At 67.4% G+C, this 19,731-nt stretch carries 15 protein-coding genes; 8 read left to right on the top strand and 7 right to left on the bottom strand.

What is annotated here, in order from left to right:
• Positions 1 to 22: 22 nt before the first annotated feature.
• The 3 genes from LDO86_RS18025 to clpB all read left to right on the top strand — a co-directional run bounded on the left by LDO86_RS18025 (position 23) and on the right by clpB (position 4,769).
• Positions 23 to 883, top strand: a complete 861-nt coding sequence (locus LDO86_RS18025) for an ABC transporter permease (protein WP_043425686.1) — start codon at positions 23 to 25, stop codon at positions 881 to 883.
• On the top strand, positions 880 to 1,965 hold the full coding sequence (locus LDO86_RS18020; RefSeq protein WP_018772130.1) for an ABC transporter ATP-binding protein: 1,086 nt from the start codon (positions 880 to 882) through the stop codon (positions 1,963 to 1,965). Before LDO86_RS18025 ends, LDO86_RS18020 begins: the two co-directional genes overlap by 4 nt.
• Before the next feature lie 161 nt (positions 1,966 to 2,126).
• A complete protein-coding gene (gene clpB, locus LDO86_RS18015; RefSeq protein ID WP_018772129.1) occupies positions 2,127 to 4,769 on the top strand; it encodes an ATP-dependent chaperone ClpB in 2,643 nt (880 codons plus the stop codon).
• Positions 4,770 to 4,815: 46 nt separating this feature from the next.
• On the opposite strand, the gene LDO86_RS18010 is transcribed toward clpB, so the two are convergent.
• Positions 4,816 to 5,493, bottom strand: coding sequence for a septum formation family protein (locus LDO86_RS18010; protein ID WP_018772128.1), 678 nt, complete (start codon positions 5,491 to 5,493; stop codon positions 4,816 to 4,818).
• Positions 5,494 to 5,765: 272 nt separating this feature from the next.
• Here LDO86_RS18010 and LDO86_RS18005 point away from each other — a divergent pair, with 272 nt between their 5' ends.
• Positions 5,766 to 5,999, top strand: coding sequence for a DUF3073 domain-containing protein (locus LDO86_RS18005; protein WP_018772127.1), 234 nt, complete (start codon positions 5,766 to 5,768; stop codon positions 5,997 to 5,999).
• Positions 6,000 to 6,125: 126 nt separating this feature from the next.
• The gene (locus tag LDO86_RS18000; RefSeq protein WP_018772126.1) at positions 6,126 to 6,899 is read left to right on the top strand and encodes a VOC family protein; all 774 of its coding nucleotides are present in this window, start codon (positions 6,126 to 6,128) and stop codon (positions 6,897 to 6,899) included.
• Positions 6,900 to 6,946: 47 nt separating this feature from the next.
• Here LDO86_RS18000 and purM read toward each other — a convergent pair whose 3' ends face one another.
• From purM to LDO86_RS17985, 3 genes are read right to left on the bottom strand one after another with little or no spacing between them, the layout of a single operon-like run.
• Positions 6,947 to 8,092: a phosphoribosylformylglycinamidine cyclo-ligase gene (gene purM / locus LDO86_RS17995; RefSeq protein WP_018772125.1), complete on the bottom strand. Its 1,146-nt coding sequence runs from the start codon at positions 8,090 to 8,092 to the stop codon at positions 6,947 to 6,949.
• Entirely contained in the window at positions 8,089 to 9,759 is a 1,671-nt protein-coding gene (gene purF, locus LDO86_RS17990; RefSeq protein WP_018772124.1) for an amidophosphoribosyltransferase, read from the bottom strand. The genes purM and purF overlap by 4 nt, the downstream gene beginning before the upstream one ends.
• 57 nt (positions 9,760 to 9,816) lie before the next feature.
• Positions 9,817 to 10,131 (bottom strand): hypothetical protein, encoded by a 315-nt coding sequence (locus LDO86_RS17985; RefSeq protein ID WP_018772123.1) that lies wholly within the window; start codon positions 10,129 to 10,131, stop codon positions 9,817 to 9,819.
• 317 nt (positions 10,132 to 10,448) lie between these two features.
• Between LDO86_RS17985 and LDO86_RS17980 the strand changes: the two genes are divergently transcribed.
• The 3 genes from LDO86_RS17980 (at position 10,449) to LDO86_RS17970 (ending at position 14,661) form a co-directional block, all read left to right on the top strand.
• Complete coding sequence (locus LDO86_RS17980; protein ID WP_224084132.1) at positions 10,449 to 11,555, top strand: S-(hydroxymethyl)mycothiol dehydrogenase; 1,107 nt, start codon at positions 10,449 to 10,451, stop codon at positions 11,553 to 11,555.
• Positions 11,552 to 12,172, top strand: coding sequence for an MBL fold metallo-hydrolase (locus LDO86_RS17975; protein WP_018771788.1), 621 nt, complete (start codon positions 11,552 to 11,554; stop codon positions 12,170 to 12,172). The genes LDO86_RS17980 and LDO86_RS17975 overlap by 4 nt, the downstream gene beginning before the upstream one ends.
• Before the next feature lie 140 nt (positions 12,173 to 12,312).
• Positions 12,313 to 14,661 (top strand): FdhF/YdeP family oxidoreductase, encoded by a 2,349-nt coding sequence (locus LDO86_RS17970; protein WP_018771787.1) that lies wholly within the window; start codon positions 12,313 to 12,315, stop codon positions 14,659 to 14,661.
• A 77-nt stretch (positions 14,662 to 14,738) separates the two neighbouring features.
• Here LDO86_RS17970 and LDO86_RS17965 read toward each other — a convergent pair whose 3' ends face one another.
• The 3 genes from LDO86_RS17965 to LDO86_RS17955 all read right to left on the bottom strand — a co-directional run bounded on the left by LDO86_RS17965 (position 14,739) and on the right by LDO86_RS17955 (position 19,592).
• Complete coding sequence (locus tag LDO86_RS17965) at positions 14,739 to 14,957, bottom strand: hypothetical protein (protein WP_018771786.1); 219 nt, start codon at positions 14,955 to 14,957, stop codon at positions 14,739 to 14,741.
• Positions 14,958 to 15,091: 134 nt separating this feature from the next.
• The gene (locus LDO86_RS17960; RefSeq protein WP_018771785.1) at positions 15,092 to 16,570 is read right to left on the bottom strand and encodes an HNH endonuclease signature motif containing protein; all 1,479 of its coding nucleotides are present in this window, start codon (positions 16,568 to 16,570) and stop codon (positions 15,092 to 15,094) included.
• Between the two features lie 514 nt (positions 16,571 to 17,084).
• Positions 17,085 to 19,592 carry an FAD-dependent oxidoreductase gene (locus tag LDO86_RS17955; RefSeq protein WP_018771784.1) on the bottom strand — a complete coding sequence of 836 codons (2,508 nt, stop codon included), beginning with the start codon at positions 19,590 to 19,592 and terminating at the stop codon, positions 17,085 to 17,087.
• Between the last annotated feature and the right edge of the window lie 139 nt (positions 19,593 to 19,731).

Genomic DNA, 19,731 nt, shown 5'->3' with positions numbered 1-19,731 from the left:
AAGGCGGCAGCCCTTTCTGCCCATGGTGCGGCCACGCACCCCAAGCCCGGCCTACTCCGGCATCCCCGGCTGGGTCCGCGCGCTGGCCGTCCTGGCCGCCGTCGTCGTCGTGCTTCCGCTGCTGGCGATGGTGCTCCGCGTGGACTGGCCGCGGTTCCTCCCGCTGGTGACCTCCGGGCCGTCGCTGACCGCGCTGGGGCTGAGCCTGCGGACCTCGGCCGCCAGCACCCTGCTGTGCATTGTGCTGGGCGTACCGCTGGCTCTGGTCCTTGCCCGGGACACCTTCCGCCTGCAGGGGCTGCTGCGCTCGCTGGTGCTCCTGCCGCTGGTCCTTCCTCCTGTGGTGGGCGGCATCGCGCTGCTCTACACGTTCGGCCGGCAGGGGCTGCTGGGGCAGACGCTGAACGTGCTCGGCCTGCAGATCGCCTTCTCCACCACCGCGGTGGTCCTGGCGCAGACGTTCGTGGCCCTGCCGTTCCTGGTGGTTAGCCTTGAGGGTGCCCTGCGCACCTCGGGCTCCCGCTACGAGGCGGTGGCGGCGACGCTGGGCGCACGCCCCGGCACGGTGTTCCGTCGCGTCACGCTTCCGCTGGTGCTCCCGGGGCTGGCGTCCGGCGCGGTCCTCGCCTTCGCGCGGAGCCTGGGCGAGTTCGGCGCCACGCTGACGTTCGCGGGCAGCCTGCAGGGGGTGACGCGGACCCTGCCGCTGGAAATCTACCTGCAGCGCGAAACGGACCCGGACGCCGCCGTCGCCCTGTCCCTGGTACTCGTGGCCGTCGCCGTGGCGGTGGTTGCCCTTGCATACCGGCGCCCGGCACCGGGCCGTTCCGGGTCAGGCAAAAGGACGACGGCGCCGGCCCCGGCAGGAGGGGGTGTCCGGTGACATTGTCCTTCCACGCAGTGGTGGCCGGGCGCAGCTTCGACGTGGCCCTGAGCGTCCGACCGGGCGAAACCGTGGCCGTCATGGGGCCCAACGGTGCCGGCAAATCAACCCTGCTGGCCGGCATCGCGGGCCTCCTGCGGCCGGACAGCGGCCGGGCCGAACTCAACGGCAGGACCCTCTTTGACCTCGACGGCGGAAAACGTACGTGGGCGGCTCCGCACCGCCGCGGCACCGCCCTGCTGGCCCAGGAACCGCTGCTCTTCCCCCACCTGAATGCCCTGGACAATGTCTCATTCGGGCCCCGCAGCGCCGGAGTTTCCAAGCGGAATGCGGAGGAGCAGGCGCTGCACTGGCTGGCCGAGGTGGAGGCCGGAGAACTGGCCGGGCGGCGTCCCGCCCAGCTGTCCGGCGGCCAGGCCCAGCGCGTGGCCGTGGCCCGTGCGCTCGCCGCCGACCCCGCCCTCCTCCTGCTCGACGAGCCGCTGGCAGCCCTGGATATCCACTCCGCGCCGCTGCTGCGCCGCCTGTTCAAGCGCGTCCTCGCAGGCCGGCAGGCCATCATCGTGACCCACGACGTACTGGACGCGCTGGTGCTCGCGGACCGGGTGGTCATCCTGGAAAACGGCCGGATCGCGGAGGAAGGCCCCACCCGGGCCGTGCTGGAGCGGCCGCGCAGCTCCTTTGCCGCCGGGCTCGCCGGGCTGAACTTCATTCCGGGCATCCTCGACGGGGCGGGGGTGCGGACCAGCCACGGCCTGCGGATTGCCGGCCACGACGAGGAAGCCGTCCCCGCCGCGGCGTCCGGGGAGCCTGGCCCGCTGCCCAGGGCGGGCGGTCCCGGCGTCGCCGTGTTCCCGCCGTCGGCCGTTTCCGTGTTCCTCGACGATGCGCACGGCAGCCCGCGGAACTCGTTTGCCGTCACCATCACGGACCTCGAGCCGCACGGCGACCAGATCCGCGTCCGGGCCGGCGGCCTGGCCGCGGACATCACCCCTGCCGCCTCCGCCGACCTGGGCCTTGTCCCCGGCATGACGGTGCACTTCGTGGTCAAGGCTGCGGCCGTGTCCGTGTACGGGACCTAGGCGGAGTATGTCCCGGCAGCCGATTGTCCAAGCAGGCCCGGCGGGACCTCCGGCTCTGGACAGCCGTTTCGCCGTGGGCAAACATGGCTAGTGGACGTCGCCGTCCAAAGTTGAGCGTAGTAGACTCAACTTAGTCAACAAGCCCCCGAAAGGAGCTCTCTTTGGACGTCAAATTCACCACCAAGAGCCAGGAGGCTCTTTCCGCCGCGGCAATGAACGCCTCGACGGCCGGCAACCCCCAGGTGGAACCGGCCCACCTCCTCAAGGCGCTGATGGACCAGCGTGAGGGCGTCGCCGTCGCGCTGCTTCGCGCAACCGGCGCCGATCCCGATGCCGTCAGCGTCCAGGCCAGCAGTGCCATCAAGGCACTGCCCGCCACGTCGGGCGGCTCCAGCCAGCAGGCGCAGCTGTCCCGGCCCGCACTGCAGGCCATCCAGCACGCCAAGGAGGAAGCGGACCGTCTGGGCGACAGCTTTGTCTCCACCGAGGTGCTCCTGGTGGGCCTCTCCACCGGCAACGATGCCGCCGCCCGCCTGCTGCGCGACGCCGGCGCCTCCCGCGAGGCACTCCTCGCCGCCCTGCCGGGCGTCCGCGGCGACCGCAAGGTGGACAGCCCGGACCCCGAAAACACCTTCCAGGCGCTCGAGAAGTACGGCACCGACCTCACCGCCATGGCCCGCGCCGGCAAGCTGGACCCCGTGATCGGCCGGGACGCCGAAATCCGGCGCGTTGTCCAGGTCCTGTCCCGCCGCACCAAGAACAACCCGGTGCTCATCGGCGAACCCGGCGTGGGCAAGACCGCCGTGGTGGAAGGCCTGGCCCAGCGGATGGTGGCCGGCGACGTCCCGGAGAGCCTGCGGGGCAAGACCCTCATCTCCCTTGACCTCGGCTCCATGGTGGCCGGCGCCAAGTACCGCGGCGAATTCGAGGAGCGGCTGAAGGCGGTCCTCGAGGAGATCAAGGGCTCAGACGGCCAGATTGTCACCTTCATCGACGAGATCCACACCGTGGTGGGCGCCGGCGCCACCGGCGATTCCTCCATGGACGCCGGCAACATGCTCAAGCCCATGCTGGCCCGTGGCGAGCTGCGGCTGATCGGCGCCACCACGCTGGACGAGTACCGGGAGAACATCGAGAAGGACGCAGCCCTGGAACGCCGCTTCCAGCAGGTGTACGTTGGCGAGCCCAGCGTGGAGGACACCATCGGCATCCTCCGTGGCCTGAAGGAGCGCTACGAGGCGCACCACAAGGTCTCCATCGCCGACTCCGCGCTGGTGGCGGCAGCCACGCTGTCCAACCGCTACATTTCGGGCCGCCAGCTGCCGGACAAGGCCATCGACCTGGTGGACGAGGCCGCGTCCCGGCTGCGCATGGAGATCGACTCCGCCCCGGAGGAGATCGACCAGCTGCGGCGCCAGGTGGACCGGCTCACCATGGAGGAGCTCGCGCTGGAGGGCGAGACCGACGCTGCCTCCGTGGAGCGGCTGGCTGCGCTCCGGGCCGACAAGGCGGACAAGGAGGAGGAGCTCTCCGCGCTCAACGCCCGCTGGGAGGCTGAAAAGGCCGGCCTGAACCGGGTGGGTGACCTGAAGGCCAAGCTCGATGAGCTGCGGTCCGCCGCGGACAAGGCCCAGCGCGAGGGTGATCTGGAGACCGCCTCGCGGATCCTCTACGGGGAAATTCCGGCGCTGGAACGCGAGCTGAACGCCGCTGCCGAAGCGGAGGCCGCCGTGACGGACAAGTCCGCGCAGATGGTGGCGGAGGAAGTGACGGCAGAAGACATCGCGGAGGTCATTTCCGCGTGGACCGGCATCCCGGCCGGCCGCATGCTGCAAGGTGAAAGCCAGAAGCTGCTGCACATGGAGGAGGAGCTCGGCAAGCGCCTCATCGGCCAGGGCAAGGCTGTAGCCGCAGTCTCAGACGCCGTCCGGCGCGCCAGGGCGGGCATCAGTGACCCCAACCGGCCCACGGGTTCCTTCCTGTTCCTGGGCCCCACCGGCGTAGGCAAGACCGAGCTGGCCAAGGCCCTGGCGGACTTCCTGTTCGACGACGAACGCGCCATGGTGCGGATCGACATGTCCGAGTACGGCGAGAAGCACAGCGTCGCCCGGCTGGTCGGGGCGCCTCCGGGATACGTGGGCTACGAGGAAGGCGGGCAGCTGACCGAGGCCGTGCGCCGTCGTCCCTACTCGGTGGTGCTGCTGGACGAAGTGGAGAAGGCGCACCCCGAGGTGTTCGACATCCTCCTGCAGGTGCTCGACGACGGCCGCCTCACCGACGGGCAGGGCCGTACCGTGGACTTCCGCAACGTGATCCTGGTGCTCACCTCCAACCTGGGCAGCCAGTTCCTGGTGGACCAGACGCTGGACGCCGAGGCCAAGCGCAATGCGGTCATGGCCACGGTGAACGCGTCCTTCAAGCCGGAGTTCCTCAACCGGCTCGATGAAGTGGTGCTGTTCGATGCCCTCACGGTGGAGGAGCTGGCGCACATTGTGGAACTGCACGTGGCGGAACTGGGCCGCAGGCTGCACGAGCGCCGGCTCACCCTCGATGTGACCGACAGCGCCAAGGCCTGGCTGGCGCTGTCCGGCTACGACCCCGCCTACGGCGCCCGGCCGCTGCGCCGCCTGGTGCAGCGCGAGATCGGCGACCGGCTGGCCAAGTCCATCCTCGCCGGTGAAATCAGCGACGGCGACACCGTCCTGGTTGATACCGCGCCGGACTTTGGGGAACTGACCGAAGGCAACGTCGACGCGTTGACGGGCGCCCCCAGTTCCGGACTGTCGGTGCGGCGGAAGGACTAGCCGCAGGGCCTCTGAAGCGGGCCGTGCTGCCCTGGCGGGCTGACCGTCAGGGCAGCACGCTCGCGTTAATCACATTGCCGGTGTCTGCCGTGACGTAGCAATCAACCCTGCGGTCGCCGGATTCCCAACTGGTGCTGCTGGGGAAGCTGCGCTGGTAGTTGAGCTGGAAGTTTTTCGCCGCCGGGCCGAGTTTCGCCGCCTGGCAGACTTCCAGTGCCTTGGCCTTGAGCGGCTCCGCCCCCGGGTACTTGGCGCTTTCCGGATATGTCAAGGTGGCCACCAGCTGGGCCGAATGGCCCGTATCGCAGGGCACCAGCGTGGACGTCAGGGCCTGGGGATCGAAATCCTTGAAGCAGTCACCCAGTGCGTACGCCGGGGGTGCGACCCCTTCGCGGGGAAGGGGTTGGGGAGTGGCCGGCGGCGTGACCGCGGTTTGCAGCACGCCCTGTGCGTCATTCTTTGCCGCATCGGTGCCAGGCGAGGAGTTCAACCAGACGGCAAGCCACACCAGTGAGCCGGCAACGGCGAGGATGACGACGACCAGAAACGCCTTCCACAGGGCAGGCTTCCTGTTGGTGTGTTTTTCCGGCGCAGGATCATGGCGCGGCTGGGACCAGGTAACGGATTCCGGGGCGGGGGCTGAACCGGTCCCACTGTGGATCTTCGGCAGGCTTCCGGTCCGCGGAGGCGAAGCGGGTTTCGGCGGGATGTCCTGGTGGTTCACGGGTGCGCATCCTCCTGGGTTTTGGTGCCACGGCTCGCCAACGGCCAGATAAAATCGGCAGTTCTTAAGCGACTCTACCGAAGAAAAATGCCGGAATCCCGCGGGAGGAGGTGCATCATGGTACCCCACCCGGCCGTTCGGGGCGCCGGGCGGCAAGCGGGGCCCGCCGAAAGCATGTAATCTAGGTGTACGACAAATTGACCAAACATTCCGGGGCCTCACCGATCGCCAAGGTGACCACCTCCGGTCCAAGTACAAAAGGGGGTCACGCCATGGGGCGCGGCCGTCAAAAGGCAAAAGCTACCAAGCAGGCTCGGGACATTAAGTACTACTCCCCGAACACTGACTACTCGGCACTTCAGCGTGAGCTGACGGGCCCTGGAAGTCGTTCAACGAGCCATTACTCGAATGAACCGGTCGAACCGGACTATTCGGCTTATGTGGATAAGTACGCGGATGATTTGGATGACGATGACGACGAGGTAGACAACCGTCGCATCGGCTAGTTGTCGCAAGCCTGCTGTGGCCCCTGGCCCGGCTGCTGTGGCGCCGCTTACGTCATGGAGCCCGCTGCCCCACCGAATTACCGGCAGGGCAGCGGGCTTTCCGTGTTTGGTTGGTAACCTGACCGCATGACTGTTCGGACCACGTACGCCAGCGGCGAGCCCTGCTGGGCGGATCTCCAGACCCCCGATGTTGATGCCGCCAAAGATTTCTACGGCCGCCTGTTCGGCTGGACCTACCAGGACTTCCCCACTCCGGACGGCCGCAGCTACGCGCAGGCCTTTGTCCGCGGGCAGTTGGTGGCCACCATTGCGCCGCAAAATCCTTTGCAGCTTGAGGCCGGCACCGCTGCCGAGTGGAACGTCTACTTTGCGGCCGCAGATGCCGCGGACCTGCTCCAGGAAGCGGGCCATGCCGGCGGAACCGCCCAGTTCGGGCCTGAGACGGTGGGCGACACCGGGGTGCTGGGCTTTTTGGCCCCTCCCGGCGGCGGAACCACCGGGATCTGGCAGGCGGGTACCCACTTCGGCAGCCGGCTCTTCAACGAACCGGGCGCCTTGGCCTGGGCTGAGCTCTTTACACCCGAGCCGCAGGCCGCCATCGGTTTCTTCCAGCAGCTTTTCGGCCATGAAGTCACCGAGTACCCCCAGGACGACGGCGGCAGCTACAGCACGCTGCTCATCGACGGCAGCGAGGTGGCCGGCATCGTTCCTGCCGACGAAGGCGAGGAAGCGGACTGGCAGATCTACTTTGGCGCGGCAGATATTGCCGCGGCGGCAGCGGCCGCCCTGGCAGCAGGCGGCGAAGTCCTGGTGGAGCCGGATGACCGTCCCACGATGGGATCACTGGCCACCATCGAGGACCCGCAGGGCGGTGTGCTGAACCTCATCCAGGTCGCTTAAAAGTGGAGGCTCCCCACCGCGTGCAGTGGGGAGCCTCCAGCAGTTGGCTAGGCGTAGGCGTTGACCAGGCGGACAGCGCCGCCGTCCACGCCCTTGGCGCCCTGGACGTAATCCGGGCCGGACTTCAGGATGGAGTCCGAATCCTCGGTGACCGTGCCCATGATCCAGGACGGCAGGCCCCGGTCGTTCAGGCGGGCAACGGCGGCGTCGGCAGCTTGGGGCGACACGATGGCCACCATGCCCACGCCAAGGTTCAGGGTGCGCTCGAGGTCCGCCAGGGGCACGTTGCCCAGCTCCGAGACCAGCTTGAAGATGGCCGGCAGTTCCCAGGTGGCGCGGTCCACGGTGGCCACGAGGCCCTGGGGGAGGACGCGGGCCAGGTTGGCGGCCAGGCCGCCGCCGGTGACGTGGCTGAAGCCGTGAACAGCCGCTTCGGCGCTGACCGGGAAGGTGCGGGCCAGGTCCAGGCAATCGGCCGCGTAGACGCGGGTGGGTTCCAGGAGTTCCTCACCCAGGGTGCGGCCCAGTTCGGACACCTGGCGGTCCAAGGCCCAGCCGGCGTGGTTGATGACGCGGCGGACCAGCGAGTAGCCGTTGGAGTGGAGGCCGGAAGAGGCCATGCCGATCACGACGTCGCCCGCACGGACGCGGTCCGGTCCCAGCAGGGCATCGGCCTCGACCACGCCGGTGGCTGCGCCGGCAACGTCGTATTCGTGCTCGCCCAGCAGGCCCGGGTGCTCGGCAGTCTCGCCGCCCACCAGGGCGGTGCCGGCCACGGAGCAGGCGGCCGCGATGCCGCGGACAATGCCCGCGATGCGTTCCGGGACCACCTTGCCGCAGGCGATGTAGTCGGTCATGTAGAGCGGCTCGGCGCCTACCACCACGATGTCATCCACCACCATGCCCACAAGGTCGAACCCGATGGTGTCGTGGATGTCCATGGCCTGGGCGATGGCAACCTTGGTGCCCACGCCGTCGGTGGACGTGGCCAGCAGCGGCCTCTTGTAGGTCAGCAGCCGGGAAACGTCGTAAAGGCCGGCGAAGCCGCCCACCCCGCCGATCACCGAGGAGTTGTGGGTTGCCTTGACGGCATCCTTCATGAGCTCGACGGCGCGGTCCCCGGCTTCAACGTCCACGCCTGCGGAGGCGTAGGTGATGCCGGAGTTGTTTGCGGCGGGGCTAACGGAAGTCATACGGACTCTTTCTTATCGGCGCTGGTGGCGGCGGGTACGTCGGGCACAAGGTCGGCTTCGGTCAGCAGGTTCTCGAATTCTGAGTCCGGGCCCGGATCACAGCCGGTAGCCCCGGCCTTCTCAGCGGGGTCCTCGGTGGCGTCAACGGCCAGGGCGGCGGTTTGGCCGGGAAGCGCGGACGGGGAGGGCTTCAGGCCGCCCAGGTCGGTGCGTTCCAGGAGGTTCTTTCCCAGCTTGTCCGCATCCGGGAGCTTGATGGGGTACTTGCCGGTGAAGCAGGCGGTGCAGAGGCGTTCGCGCGGCTGGCGGGTGGCACCGATCATGCCGTCCTCGGAGATGTAGGCCAGCGAGTCTGCGCCGATGGCTTGGGAGATCTCCTCAATGGTGGCGCCGTTGGCAATCAGTTCGGCCCGGGAAGCGAAGTCGATGCCATAGAAGCACGGCCACTGCACAGGAGGGGAGGAAATCTTCACGTGCACTGCGGCGGCGCCGGCTTCCCGGAGCATCCGCACAATGGCGCGCTGGGTGTTGCCGCGGACGATCGAATCATCCACCACCACAACACGCTTGCCGCGGATCACGGATTCAAGGGCGTTGAGCTTGAGCCGGATGCCCAGCTGGCGCAGGGTCTGGGAGGGCTGGATGAAGGTACGGCCCACGTAGGAGTTCTTGACGAAGCCGTGCGCGAACGGGATGCCGGATTCTTCGGCGTAGCCAACAGCCGCGGGGGTGCCGGATTCCGGCACGGGGATGACGATGTCCGCCTGCTGCGTGTTTTCGCGGGCCAGCTGGCGGCCCATCTCCACGCGGGACTCGTACACGGAGCGGCCGGCGATGGCCGCGTCCGGGCGCGCGAGGTAGACGTACTCGAAAACGCAACCTGCCGGCGTCGGCTCCGCGAACCGCTTGGACCGCACGCCTTCCTCGTCGATGGCAATGAACTCGCCCGGCTCGATCTCCCGGATGAAGCTGGCGCCCACGGTGGCCAGGGCGGACTGCTCGGAGGCAACCACCCAGCCGCGCTCCAGCCGGCCCAGGACCAGCGGGCGGATGCCGAAGGTGTCACGTGCAGCATAGAGCGTGCCCTCGTCCATGAACACGAAGCAGAAGCCGCCCTTGATCTTGGGCAGGAGTTCGGTGGCGGTTTCTTCCAGGGTCTTGCCGGGCTCGCCCTCCAGCAGGGCGGTGACCAAGGCAGTGTCTGAGGTGTTGCCCTGCTTCATTTCGCCGGTGAGGTGGCCGCCGTTGCGTTCGGTGATCATGGCATTGAGCTCGGCGGTGTTGGTCAGGTTGCCGTTGTGTGCCAGGGCCACCGTGCCGGTGGCGGTGGCGCCAAGGGTGGGCTGCGCATTGGCCCAGTGGCTGGCGCCGGTGGTGGAGTAGCGGCAGTGGCCCACGGCCAGGTGCCCGGTCAGGGTGTTCAGCGTGGTCTCGTCAAAGACCTGGGACACGAGGCCCATGTCCTTGTAGACGTTGATCCGCTTGCCGTCGCTGGTTGCTATGCCAGCCGACTCCTGACCGCGGTGCTGCAGTGCATACAGCCCGTAATAGGTAAGTTTTGCTACCTCTTCGCCTGGGGCCCAGACGCCGAAGACGCCGCAAGCGTCCTGCGGGCCTTTTTCGCCGGGGAGAAGATCATGGGAAAGTTTTCCATCGCCGCGTGCCACTGGTCGATTATCTCACGATATGGGGTATGACTTTTCCGGCCGCCCGTTTGTGACTTGCTACGCCTGGGGATCGGTGTCCGGCTCCGAGTCGGGAACGGCCTCCACGACGGCCCGGTCCTGCCGCTTCAGGCTGCGGCGGTCCAGGACCAGCGCCAGTGCGGCGCCCAGGATTGCGCCGCACGCGGCAAACATCACCAGGAAGAATCCGAAGACAGCGCCGGGGTCGAACGTTGCATCGCCCGGTACCGCGTAGGCAACCACTGCGGCTGCAGCAACACCCACCAGCGCACCCAGGACCAGGAAGGGAACGTACTTGGGTGCCCGGCGGACGGTTACTTCGCGCCGCTCGGCAGCGGATTCTTCAAAAGCCATGCCATCAAGCGTACTGCCGGAGATTTTGGGGACATAACGGGGCGTACGCCGCCATTGAGCGCCCCGGGCGACCAAAAACGCCCAGGCGGCCAATGCCGGACGCCTATCGCCCCGCTGCCCTGCAACTGATATATCTATTGACACGAGGTGTGGCCGCTGTCATATTGCTAGGTAGCGCTATGTGCATTCTGTTGTGCATTACGCAATTGTTCAGGGGTTGGGCCCAAGACCCCGTCCTTGAACAGCTGCGTCAGCTAGATTGGCACACGTCGCCGACTTACCGGACTGCCAAGGTCCAGGAAAGGAACACAAGAACAATGGTCCACAAGGTTCAAGCTGTCATTGTCCGGGAGAAGGACGCTCCGGTGTCGTTGGAGACCATCCTGGTGCCGGATCCGGGCCCGGGCGAGGCGCTGGTGGACATCCTGACCTGCGGTGTCTGCCACACCGACCTGCACTACAAGCAGGGCGGTATCGGAAACGACTTCCCGTACCTCCTGGGCCATGAAGCCACGGGTGTGGTCAGTGCCGTTGGCCCGGATGTGACCTCGGTGGCCCCCGGCGACCGGGTCATCCTTAACTGGCGTGCCGTCTGCGGGCAGTGCCGTGCGTGTGCCAAGGGCCAGCCGCAGTACTGCTTCAGCACGCACAACGCCACCCAGAAGATGACCCTGGAGGATGGAACCGTGCTTTCGCCGGCCCTGGGCATCGGCGCCTTCGCCGAGAAGACGCTGGTCGCCGCCGGGCAGTGCACCAAGGTGGACCCGGACGTTGACGCAGCCGCCGTGGGCCTGCTGGGTTGCGGCATCATGGCCGGCATCGGCGCCGCGATCAACACCGGCGAGGTCAAGCGCGGGGAATCCGTGGCCGTCATTGGCTGCGGCGGCGTGGGCATCGCTGCGGTCGCCGGGGCCAGGCTGGCCGGTGCCACGACGATCATCGCCGTGGACATCGACGACAACAAGATCGACATGGCCAAGTCGCTCGGTGCCACCCATGGCGTGAACTCGCGCCGGGAGGACGCCGTGGAAGCCATCCGTGCACTCACCGGAGGCCACGGAGCGGACGTGGTGATTGACGCCGTCGGCCGCCCTGAAACGTACAAGCAGGCCTTCTACGCCCGCGACCTTGCCGGCCGCGTGGTCCTTGTGGGTGTGCCGACGCCGGAGATGACGCTGGAACTGCCGCTGCTGGATGTTTTTGGCCGCGGCGGGTCGCTGAAGTCCTCCTGGTACGGCGACTGCCTGCCCTCCCGCGACTTCCCGATGCTCGTCTCGCACTACAAGCAGGGCAACCTGGACCTGGATGCCTTCGTGTCCGAGCGGATCACCATCGACCAGGTGGAGGAAGCGTTCGGCAAGATGCACGAGGGCAAGGTGCTGCGCTCCGTCGTCGAGGTCCAGCCGGCGGGAGCGTCCGCATGAGCGTCACCATCGAAAACCTGGTCACCTCCGGCACATTTTCGCTCGACGGCGGCACCTGGGACGTGGACAACAACGTCTGGATCGTGGGCAATGACGAGGAATGCATCATCATCGACGCGCCGCACGACGCCGCCGCGATCATCGCCCAGGTCCGCAGCCGGAAGGTGAAGGCCATCCTGCTCACGCACGCGCACAACGACCACATCGGTGCCGCACGCGAGGTCGCCGATGCCCTGGGCGCACCGATCCACCTGAACAAGGAGGACCTGGTGCTCTGGGAGCAGGTCTACCCGGACGCCACACCGGACCACTACCACTCCGACGGCGACGTGTTCCAGGTGGGCGGGGCAACCCTGAAGGCAATCCACACGCCCGGCCACTCGCCCGGGTCCACCTGCTTCCACCTGGAAAGCGAGGGGACGGTCTTCACCGGGGACACGCTGTTCAACGGCGGCCCAGGCGCCACCGGCCGGTCCTACAGCGACTACCCCACCATTCTTACCTCCATCCGCGAACGGCTGCTGACCCTGCCGGCAGACACCGTGGTCCGCACCGGCCACGGCGAGGACACCACCATCGCCGCGGAGCAGGAAACGCTGGCGAAGGTAGCCCAGTAGCAAGCGACATTCAGTAAGGTGACGTGCCGGAGAGAGGCGCGCCGGGAGGCCCGGCGCGCTTTTCACTGGCCCTCGAACACCACTCGCCTTCGAACAACACTCACCTTCGAACAACACAGGCCGGTAAGGAAGTTGGAACGATGAAGTTCGGTAAGCAGCCCGCCCCCGTCGCGGACATCAATGAGGACAACCTTGAGGTCCACAAGCCCAAGACCGAGGCCGCCGGCGTCAAGGCCGTCATGGTTGCCCTGGAGCGTGCAGTCGCCCAAGCAGGGGTGGCCCGCACGGCGCAGTCACTGCTGCGGTTGAACCAGCGTGGCGGCTTCGACTGCCCGGGCTGCGCGTGGCCGGAATCGGACAAGAAGCGCAAGACGGCCGAGTTCTGCGAGAACGGCGCCAAGGCGGTGGCCGAGGAGAACACCCTGCGCACCGTGGGTGCGGAGTTCTGGGCCAGGCACTCCATTGCCGAGCTGTCCACCAAGACCGAGTACTGGCTGGGCAACCAGGGCCGGCTTTCCGAACCGGTGGTGATCCGGGAGGGCGAGACGCACTACTCGCCCATCTCCTGGAATGACGCGTTCGAGCTGATCGGGGAGCACATCCGGGCCAGCACCCCGGACCGCTGCGTCTTCTACACCTCCGGACGCACCGCGAATGAGACAGCCTTCCTCTACCAGTTGTTCGCCCGGTCCATCGGGACGAATAACCTGCCCGACTGCTCCAACATGTGCCACGAGTCTTCCGGCTCGGCGCTGAACCCGACCATCGGCATCGGCAAGGGCACGGTGTCCCTGGACGACATCCACGACGCCGAACTGATCTTCGTCGTCGGCCAGAACCCGGGCACCAACCACCCCCGCATGCTGTCCGCGCTGAAGGAATGCAAGGACAAGGGCGGCAAGGTAGTGGCCGTGAACCCGCTGCCAGAGGCGGGCCTGTTCAACTTCAAGGACCCCCAGACCGTCTCCGGCGTGGTGGGCGGCGGCACCCCGCTCGCGGACGAATACCTGCAGATCAAGGTGGGCGGGGACCTGGCGCTGTTCCAGGCGCTCGGCCACCTGCTCCTGGCGGCCGAGGAACAAAACCCGGGGACCGTCGTCGACCATTCCTTCATCGCCGCGCAGACGGACGGATTCGACGCCTACCGTGAAGCCCGCCGGACTCTGGACTGGGACGAGACCGAGCGGGCCACCGGCCTGTCCCGTGGGCAGATCGAGAAAGTGGCGTCGATGCTGGTGGCGTCCAAGGCCTCGATCTTCTGCTGGGCGCTGGGCGTGACGCAGCAGCCACACTCGGTGGACACCATCAAGGAGATGGTCAACGTGCTGCTGCTGCAGGGCAACTTCGGCAAGCCCGGCGCCGGCGCCTGCCCCGTCCGCGGGCACTCCAACGTCCAGGGCGACAGGACCATGGGCATCTGGGAGAAACCCAAGGAATGGCTCCTGCAGGCCCTGGACAGCGAGTTTGGAATCACCTCCCCCCGGCACCACGGCTACGACGCCGTGGAATCCATGGAGGCGTTCGAGCGCGACGAGGTGGACGTGTTCGTCTCGATGGGCGGCAACTTCTCGCTCGCCTGCTCGGACACCAAGGCCCTGGAAGCCGGGATGCAGCGGATCGGCCTGACCGTGCACATCAGCACCAAACCCAACCGCTCCCACATCGTGCACGGCCGCACCTCGCTGGTCCTGCCCACCCTGGGCCGGACCGACAAGGACGACAAGCACCCCAACGGCGCACAGTTCCTGTCGGTGGAGGACTCCATGTCCGTGGTCCACTCCACCCAGGGCCGCCTGACCCCTGTGTCCGAGCACCTGCTGGCCGAGCCCGTCATCGTGGCGCGGATGGCCGAGGCGACCTTCGGCCCGGACCACCCCGTCAACTGGAAGGCCATGGCCGAGGACTACGACGTGATCCGCGACCACATTGCCCGCGTGCTGCCCGGCTTCGAGGATTTCAACGCCCGGGTCCGGACCAGGAACGGCTTCGTGCTGCCCAACCCGCCGCGCGACACCCGCTCCTTCGCCACGGACATCGGCCGCGGCCGGTTCACGGTCAGCCCGCTGGAATACCTCACCCCGCCGCCGGGGCACCTGGTGCTGCAGACCATCCGCAGCCACGACCAGTACAACACCACGTTCTACGGCCTGGATGACCGCTACCGCGGCATCTCCGGCGGCCGCCGCGTGATCCTCATCCACCCCGACGACCTCGCCGAGCAGGGCTTCCAGGACCGGGAACTCGTGGACGTAGTCAGCACCTTCCAGGGCGTGGACCGCCGCGCGGACAAGTTCCGGTTGGTGGCCTACCCGACTGCCAAGGGCTGCGCCGCGGCGTACTTCCCCGAGGCCAACGCCCTGGTCCACAAGGAGAACGTGGCCCGCATCTCCAACACCCCCGGCTTCAAGGCCATGTTCGTCCGCTTCGAGCCGCACAAGGGCGAGGACGCGGTGGCCGAAGAGGCAGGATTGCTGCAGGCCAGCGTGTAGATGGCGCGACAGAGCGCCCCTGCGTCCCCGGCTGGATAACAGCGGGGAGGCGGGGGCGCTCTTCCGTCGTTTACGGCCTAAACAGGGTTGTTTCCGTGGGGCTCGGCCTCCGGATCCAGGTCCTTGCCATAACCGCTGGCCGAGGCAAGCCCCGACACCTGCTGGCCGGCGTTCGTTTGACCGGGGGAAAACTGCCCGTCCTGTGGGTCCTGGGCTTCCCCCTCCGACCCGCCTGCGACATCCTGCCGCAGGTGCTCGTCGGAAGGAACGTTCTTGGATACCTCTTCATCAGCCATGCCAACAGCCAAACACTTGGGTCATAACGGCGGCAAGGGGTAGACGTGGGCCGCGTTCCGGCCATGCTCCCGGCATACAGTCCGCCCAGTAGATCCGTGGGGCACGTCCAAAACAGACCGGGGTGCAGCAGTCCTCATACGGGGGCGTGGAGGAACCGTTCCAAGGCTTCTTCTCCCGGGGACAGCGGAATGAACGCAAGGTCCGGTGGGCCGCCGAGTGACCTTCCGGGGGGTCCCACTATCCGTTTGAGCCGCTGGGGCCACCATGGTGGTTCCCAATCCTGGTGTTCGGACGTGTAATGGCGGCCGGTGGGTGAGGTCCAGCCGGGTGGTTCGTTCCTGGTGGCCGGGGTGGGTGTCCAGCCGGTGCTGTGCCGGAGTTTGTGGTGTTTTCGGCAGGGTTGTCCCAGGTTGGAGATCCCGGTGGTGCCGCCGTTGTTCCAGGCGATGATGTGGTCGGCGTCGTTGTCGAGTGAATTGTTGCTGCAACCGGGGAACGGGCATTTTCCGTCCCGCAGCCGCAGCCAGGCCCGCATCGCGCCCGTGACCCTGTAGCTGGTCCGCCCGATCTCCAGCGGCGCCCCGTCCCGCGGATCCACCAACACCCGGTAGAACGAGCTGGCGCCGTTGGCGACGAGTTGCCTGGCCATGGACGGCGGGATGGGCCCGTAGCTGTCGAGCATGGCTGGTTCATCGGTCAATCCCATCAGCGAGGACACCGGGACGGTGACCAGCACCTGCGCTTGGATCCGTGGCGATGGGACATGTGCTGCTTCACCGTCTTCAACATCCCCGGTTGCGGTGCCGCTGCCCAGAATCGCGTCGGCGAAGGTGTCGGCCCGGAGCTGGGGCAGGCTGCGGGGCTCGTCGGGGCCCTGCATGCTCCGGGCGAGGGCGGTGAGCCGGTTCCAGCCGGCCAAGGCTTGGTGGGCGGGCAGGTGTGCGGAGAGCCAGGCCGTGCCGTCCTGGTCCGGCCGGAACTCCACCCGCCGATCCGCCACGGACTTAGCGTGGCGTTTTCCGATGCTCTCGGCATGGTGGCGTTCCCGCCAAATCCTTGCCTTGGCCCTGAACCGGTGCGCGGGCATCTGCCCGGCCGGGCAGCCCCGTGCCGGGTCCGGGGCGCCCGGGTCCAGGAAGTGCCCTTCCAGTGCGGCGGCACCGGCGGCATCAAGGCTGGCCGTCTCGTCAACCATGGCCAGGGCATGCTGCCACGACAGGTCCCCGGCTTCCAGTGCCGACAGCGTCCGGGGCAGCGTGGTGGCCAGGGCGTGGGAGGCGGCCAGGAACGACGACGCGGCCCGCGGCCCCAGAGACAGCACACACCCGACCTCAGCCGCGACAGCCATCTCCTGCGCCTGCACCGAAGCATCCGGCCCGGCAACACGATGGGCGCTGTCCGAGTACGTCACCGCGGCCTTCGCCTTCAACGCCGCGAACCCTGCCTCCACTTGACGGGCCCCGGCAAGAATATCAAGGCAACCATCGGCGAGCCCCGCCAAGGGATCAGCCGGCGAGAACGGCTCGGGACCGTGCCCCTCCACCTCGGCATGAAGCACAGCAAGGGCACCACGGATATCCGCATATGCCTTGGCCACCGCTGCTTTCCCCATGAACTAATCATCGGGGGAGGGTCTGACATTAAGAGGAGCGGCCGGACCTTTCACCGGCAGGGGAGATCGGAGCTAAACGACGGCTCCGTCATGGCGCTGCACCCGGCGGGAACGGCGGGGGAGGCGCCAGGCCCAGTACGCAATCATGAGTCCTGCCGTCGCTGCCCCTCCCGCGTATGTCGACGGCGAGCGGGAGGACCCAGGGACGGGCCGAACAACAGGAGCGTCAGCGAGGTCACCATCACGCAGACCGCGGCGAACGTCCAAGGGCGGCGGCCCGGGCGCTGCTGAATCACGGCAGTGACGCCAGAATGTCATGTGGCCACACCCTGGTCAGCACGCTGTTCCCCCAAACACCTGTTCCCTCAAATTTGTTGTTGCTCCGGTGAGTCTACGTCGCGGTTTTGCCGCGCGAATCAGTGCCCTCCCCGAGGCAGCAAAAAGGGTGGTTGGGCCTGCCGGTCTCAAGCAGGCCCAACCACCCAGGTTTTGACGGGTTCAACCCCGGGGCAGGTCAGCCGCGGAGGCGTTCCATGCCCGGGTCAAAGAGCGGCTCCGCGGTGACGGTGGCGGCCACCCGCCGGCCGAAGTACTCGATCTCCACGGCGTCCCCTTCGGACACTGACGAGGGCAGCCAGGCGTAGGCGATGGGCTTGCGGATGGTGAAGCCGTACGCCGCGCTCGTGACGTACCCAACGGCTTCCCCAGCCACAAACACCGGTTCCTTGCCCAGCACCACGGACGTGCCGTCGTCGACCGTCAGGCAGCGCAGTGTCTTGGCCGCCGGCTGTTCGCGGAGCGACGCCAGGGCCTCGGCACCAACAAAGCCCGTCTTGTCCTTGGCCACGGAGAAGCCAAGGCCGGCCTGGTAGGGGTGGTGCTCGGACGTCATGTCCGTGCCCCACAGCCGGTAGCCCTTCTCAAGGCGCATGCTGTTAAAGGCACCGCGGCCGGCGGCGACGATGCCGTGCTCCTGGCCCGCCTCGAACAGCAGGTCCCAGAGCTTCAGCCCATATTCGGCCGTGGTGTAGAGCTCCCAGCCGAGCTCGCCCACGTAGGAGAGCCGCATGGCCGTAACGGGGATGCCCCCAACGGAGATTTCCTTGGTGCGGAAGTACTTGAGGCCGTCGTTGCTGAGGTCGTCCCCGCTGACCTTGCCGATGACCTCGCGGGCCAGCGGGCCCCAGAGCCCGATGCAGCAGGTGCTGCCCGTGATGTCGGTGACGTGGACCCACTGGGCAGGATCAGCGGCCGACTGCTTCCGGGCCTCCACCCGGAGGTAGTCGAAGTCAACATTGCTGTTGACGCCCAGCTGGAACTCCTCCTCGGCGAGCCTGGCGACGGTCACGTCACTGCGGATGCCGCCGTCGTCCGCCAGCAGCAGGCAGTACGTCACGGCACCCGGCTTTTTGGCGATATTGCCCGTGCTCAGGCGGTGCAGCAGTGCTTGGGCGCCGGGGCCGGCGACGGAGAGGCGCTTCAGCGGCGTCATGTCGAAAAGTCCGACGGCGGTGCGCGTCTTCCACGCTTCGGCGGCGGAAATGGGGGAGTGGAACATGGCGGACCATTCGTCGCGCCCAGGAGCCCGCCATTCTTCCGGCAGTTCGGCCAGGAGTCCGCGGTTGGCTTCGAACCAGTGCGGGCGCTCCCAGGCGGCGGACTCCAGGAAGAAGGCCCCGAGTTCCTTCTGGCGGACGTTGAACGGGCTGACGCGCAGGTCGCGCGGGGATTCGCGGGGCTGCAGCGGGTGCAGGACGTCGTAGATCTCCACGAAGTTCTGCTGCGACGTCTCGCTGACGTACGCGTCGGAGGTCTGCACCTTCTCGAAGCGTGTCAGCTCGCAGCCGTGCAGGTCGGTCTGCGGCTGGCCGTCGACGAGCAGTTCGGCCATGGCCTTGGCGACGCCGGCCGAGTGCGTGACCCACACTGCCTCGGCCACGAAGAAGCCGTCGAGGTCCGGCGCCTCGCCCATGAGCGGGCCGCCGTCAGGGGTGAACGAGAAGATGCCGTTGAAGCCGTCCTGGATTCCGGTGCTGCGCAGTGCCGGCAGCAGGTCCTGGCTGTCCTCCCACGCGGGCACGAAGTCTTCAAGGGTGAAGTCCAGGCGGGAGGGCATGCGGTGGTCGGACATCTCCCCGGCCGGGACCTTGGGCAGTGCAGCCATGTCCACGGGCATGGGACGGTGGGCGTAGCTGCCGATGCCAATGCGGTCGCCCCACTCGCGGTAGTACAGGTCCTTGTCCTGGTAGCGCAGAATCGGCTTGCTGGCACCCTTCGGAAGCTCGTTGACGCCCTCAAGTTCGGCGAGGGGCGTGGTGACCACGTACTGGTGGGCCAGCGGCAGCAGCGGCACCTCCAGGCCCGCCATCCGGCCGAGCTCACGGCCCCAGAACCCTGCGCAGGACACCACGATGTCGGCTGGGATCACACCGGAGGAGGTCTCGACACCGGTGACCTTGCTGCCCTCCCGTGCGATGCCGGTGACGGTGGTGGAGCCGAGGTAGGTGACACCGAGTTCGCGCGTCCGCTCGATCAGCAGCTGCACGGCCCGGGCCGCCAGGGCGATACCGTCGGTGGGGATAAGCAGGCCGCCCAGGACCTCGCGGCCGCCGGTAAGCTTGCCGGTGTTCAGCAGCGGGTAGATCTTTTCGCATTCGTCGGCGTCCACGATCCGGCTTTCGACGCCCCAGGAGGTCATCAGGCCCATCTTGCGCTTGAGGTCGGCCAGGCGCTCTGGGGTGGTTGCCAGTTCCAGGCCGCCCACTTGGTTGAAGCAGGACTGGCCGTCCTTGGTCAGGGCGAGCAGCTTGTTAACGGTGTAGGTTGCGAATTCCGTCATGGTCCTGGACGGGTTGTTCTGGAACACGAGGCCAGGGGCGTGCGACGTGGAGCCGCCTGCGAGCTCCAGCGGGCCCTGCTCGACGACGGTGATGTCGTTCCAGCCGCGGCTTGCCAGCTCGTCGGCGAGGTTGGTGCCGACGATGCCGGCTCCGATGATGACGACGCGGGGTGATGCGCTCATAATTCTTGGTTCTCCTGGTTGGTGCTGAAATCCGCCTGGCCGGGGTGATGGAGTTCGCTTCGCTATGAGCAACGCGCATCACTATATGCAACAGGGTGTCTCAGCTCACATAGGATGTCAAGGGTTTCCTGCTTTGTTG

The organism is Arthrobacter sp. StoSoilB19 (genome assembly GCF_019977275.1).
Classification (GTDB): domain Bacteria; phylum Actinomycetota; class Actinomycetes; order Actinomycetales; family Micrococcaceae; genus Arthrobacter.
This window is presented reverse-complemented; position numbering and strand designations above follow the sequence as displayed.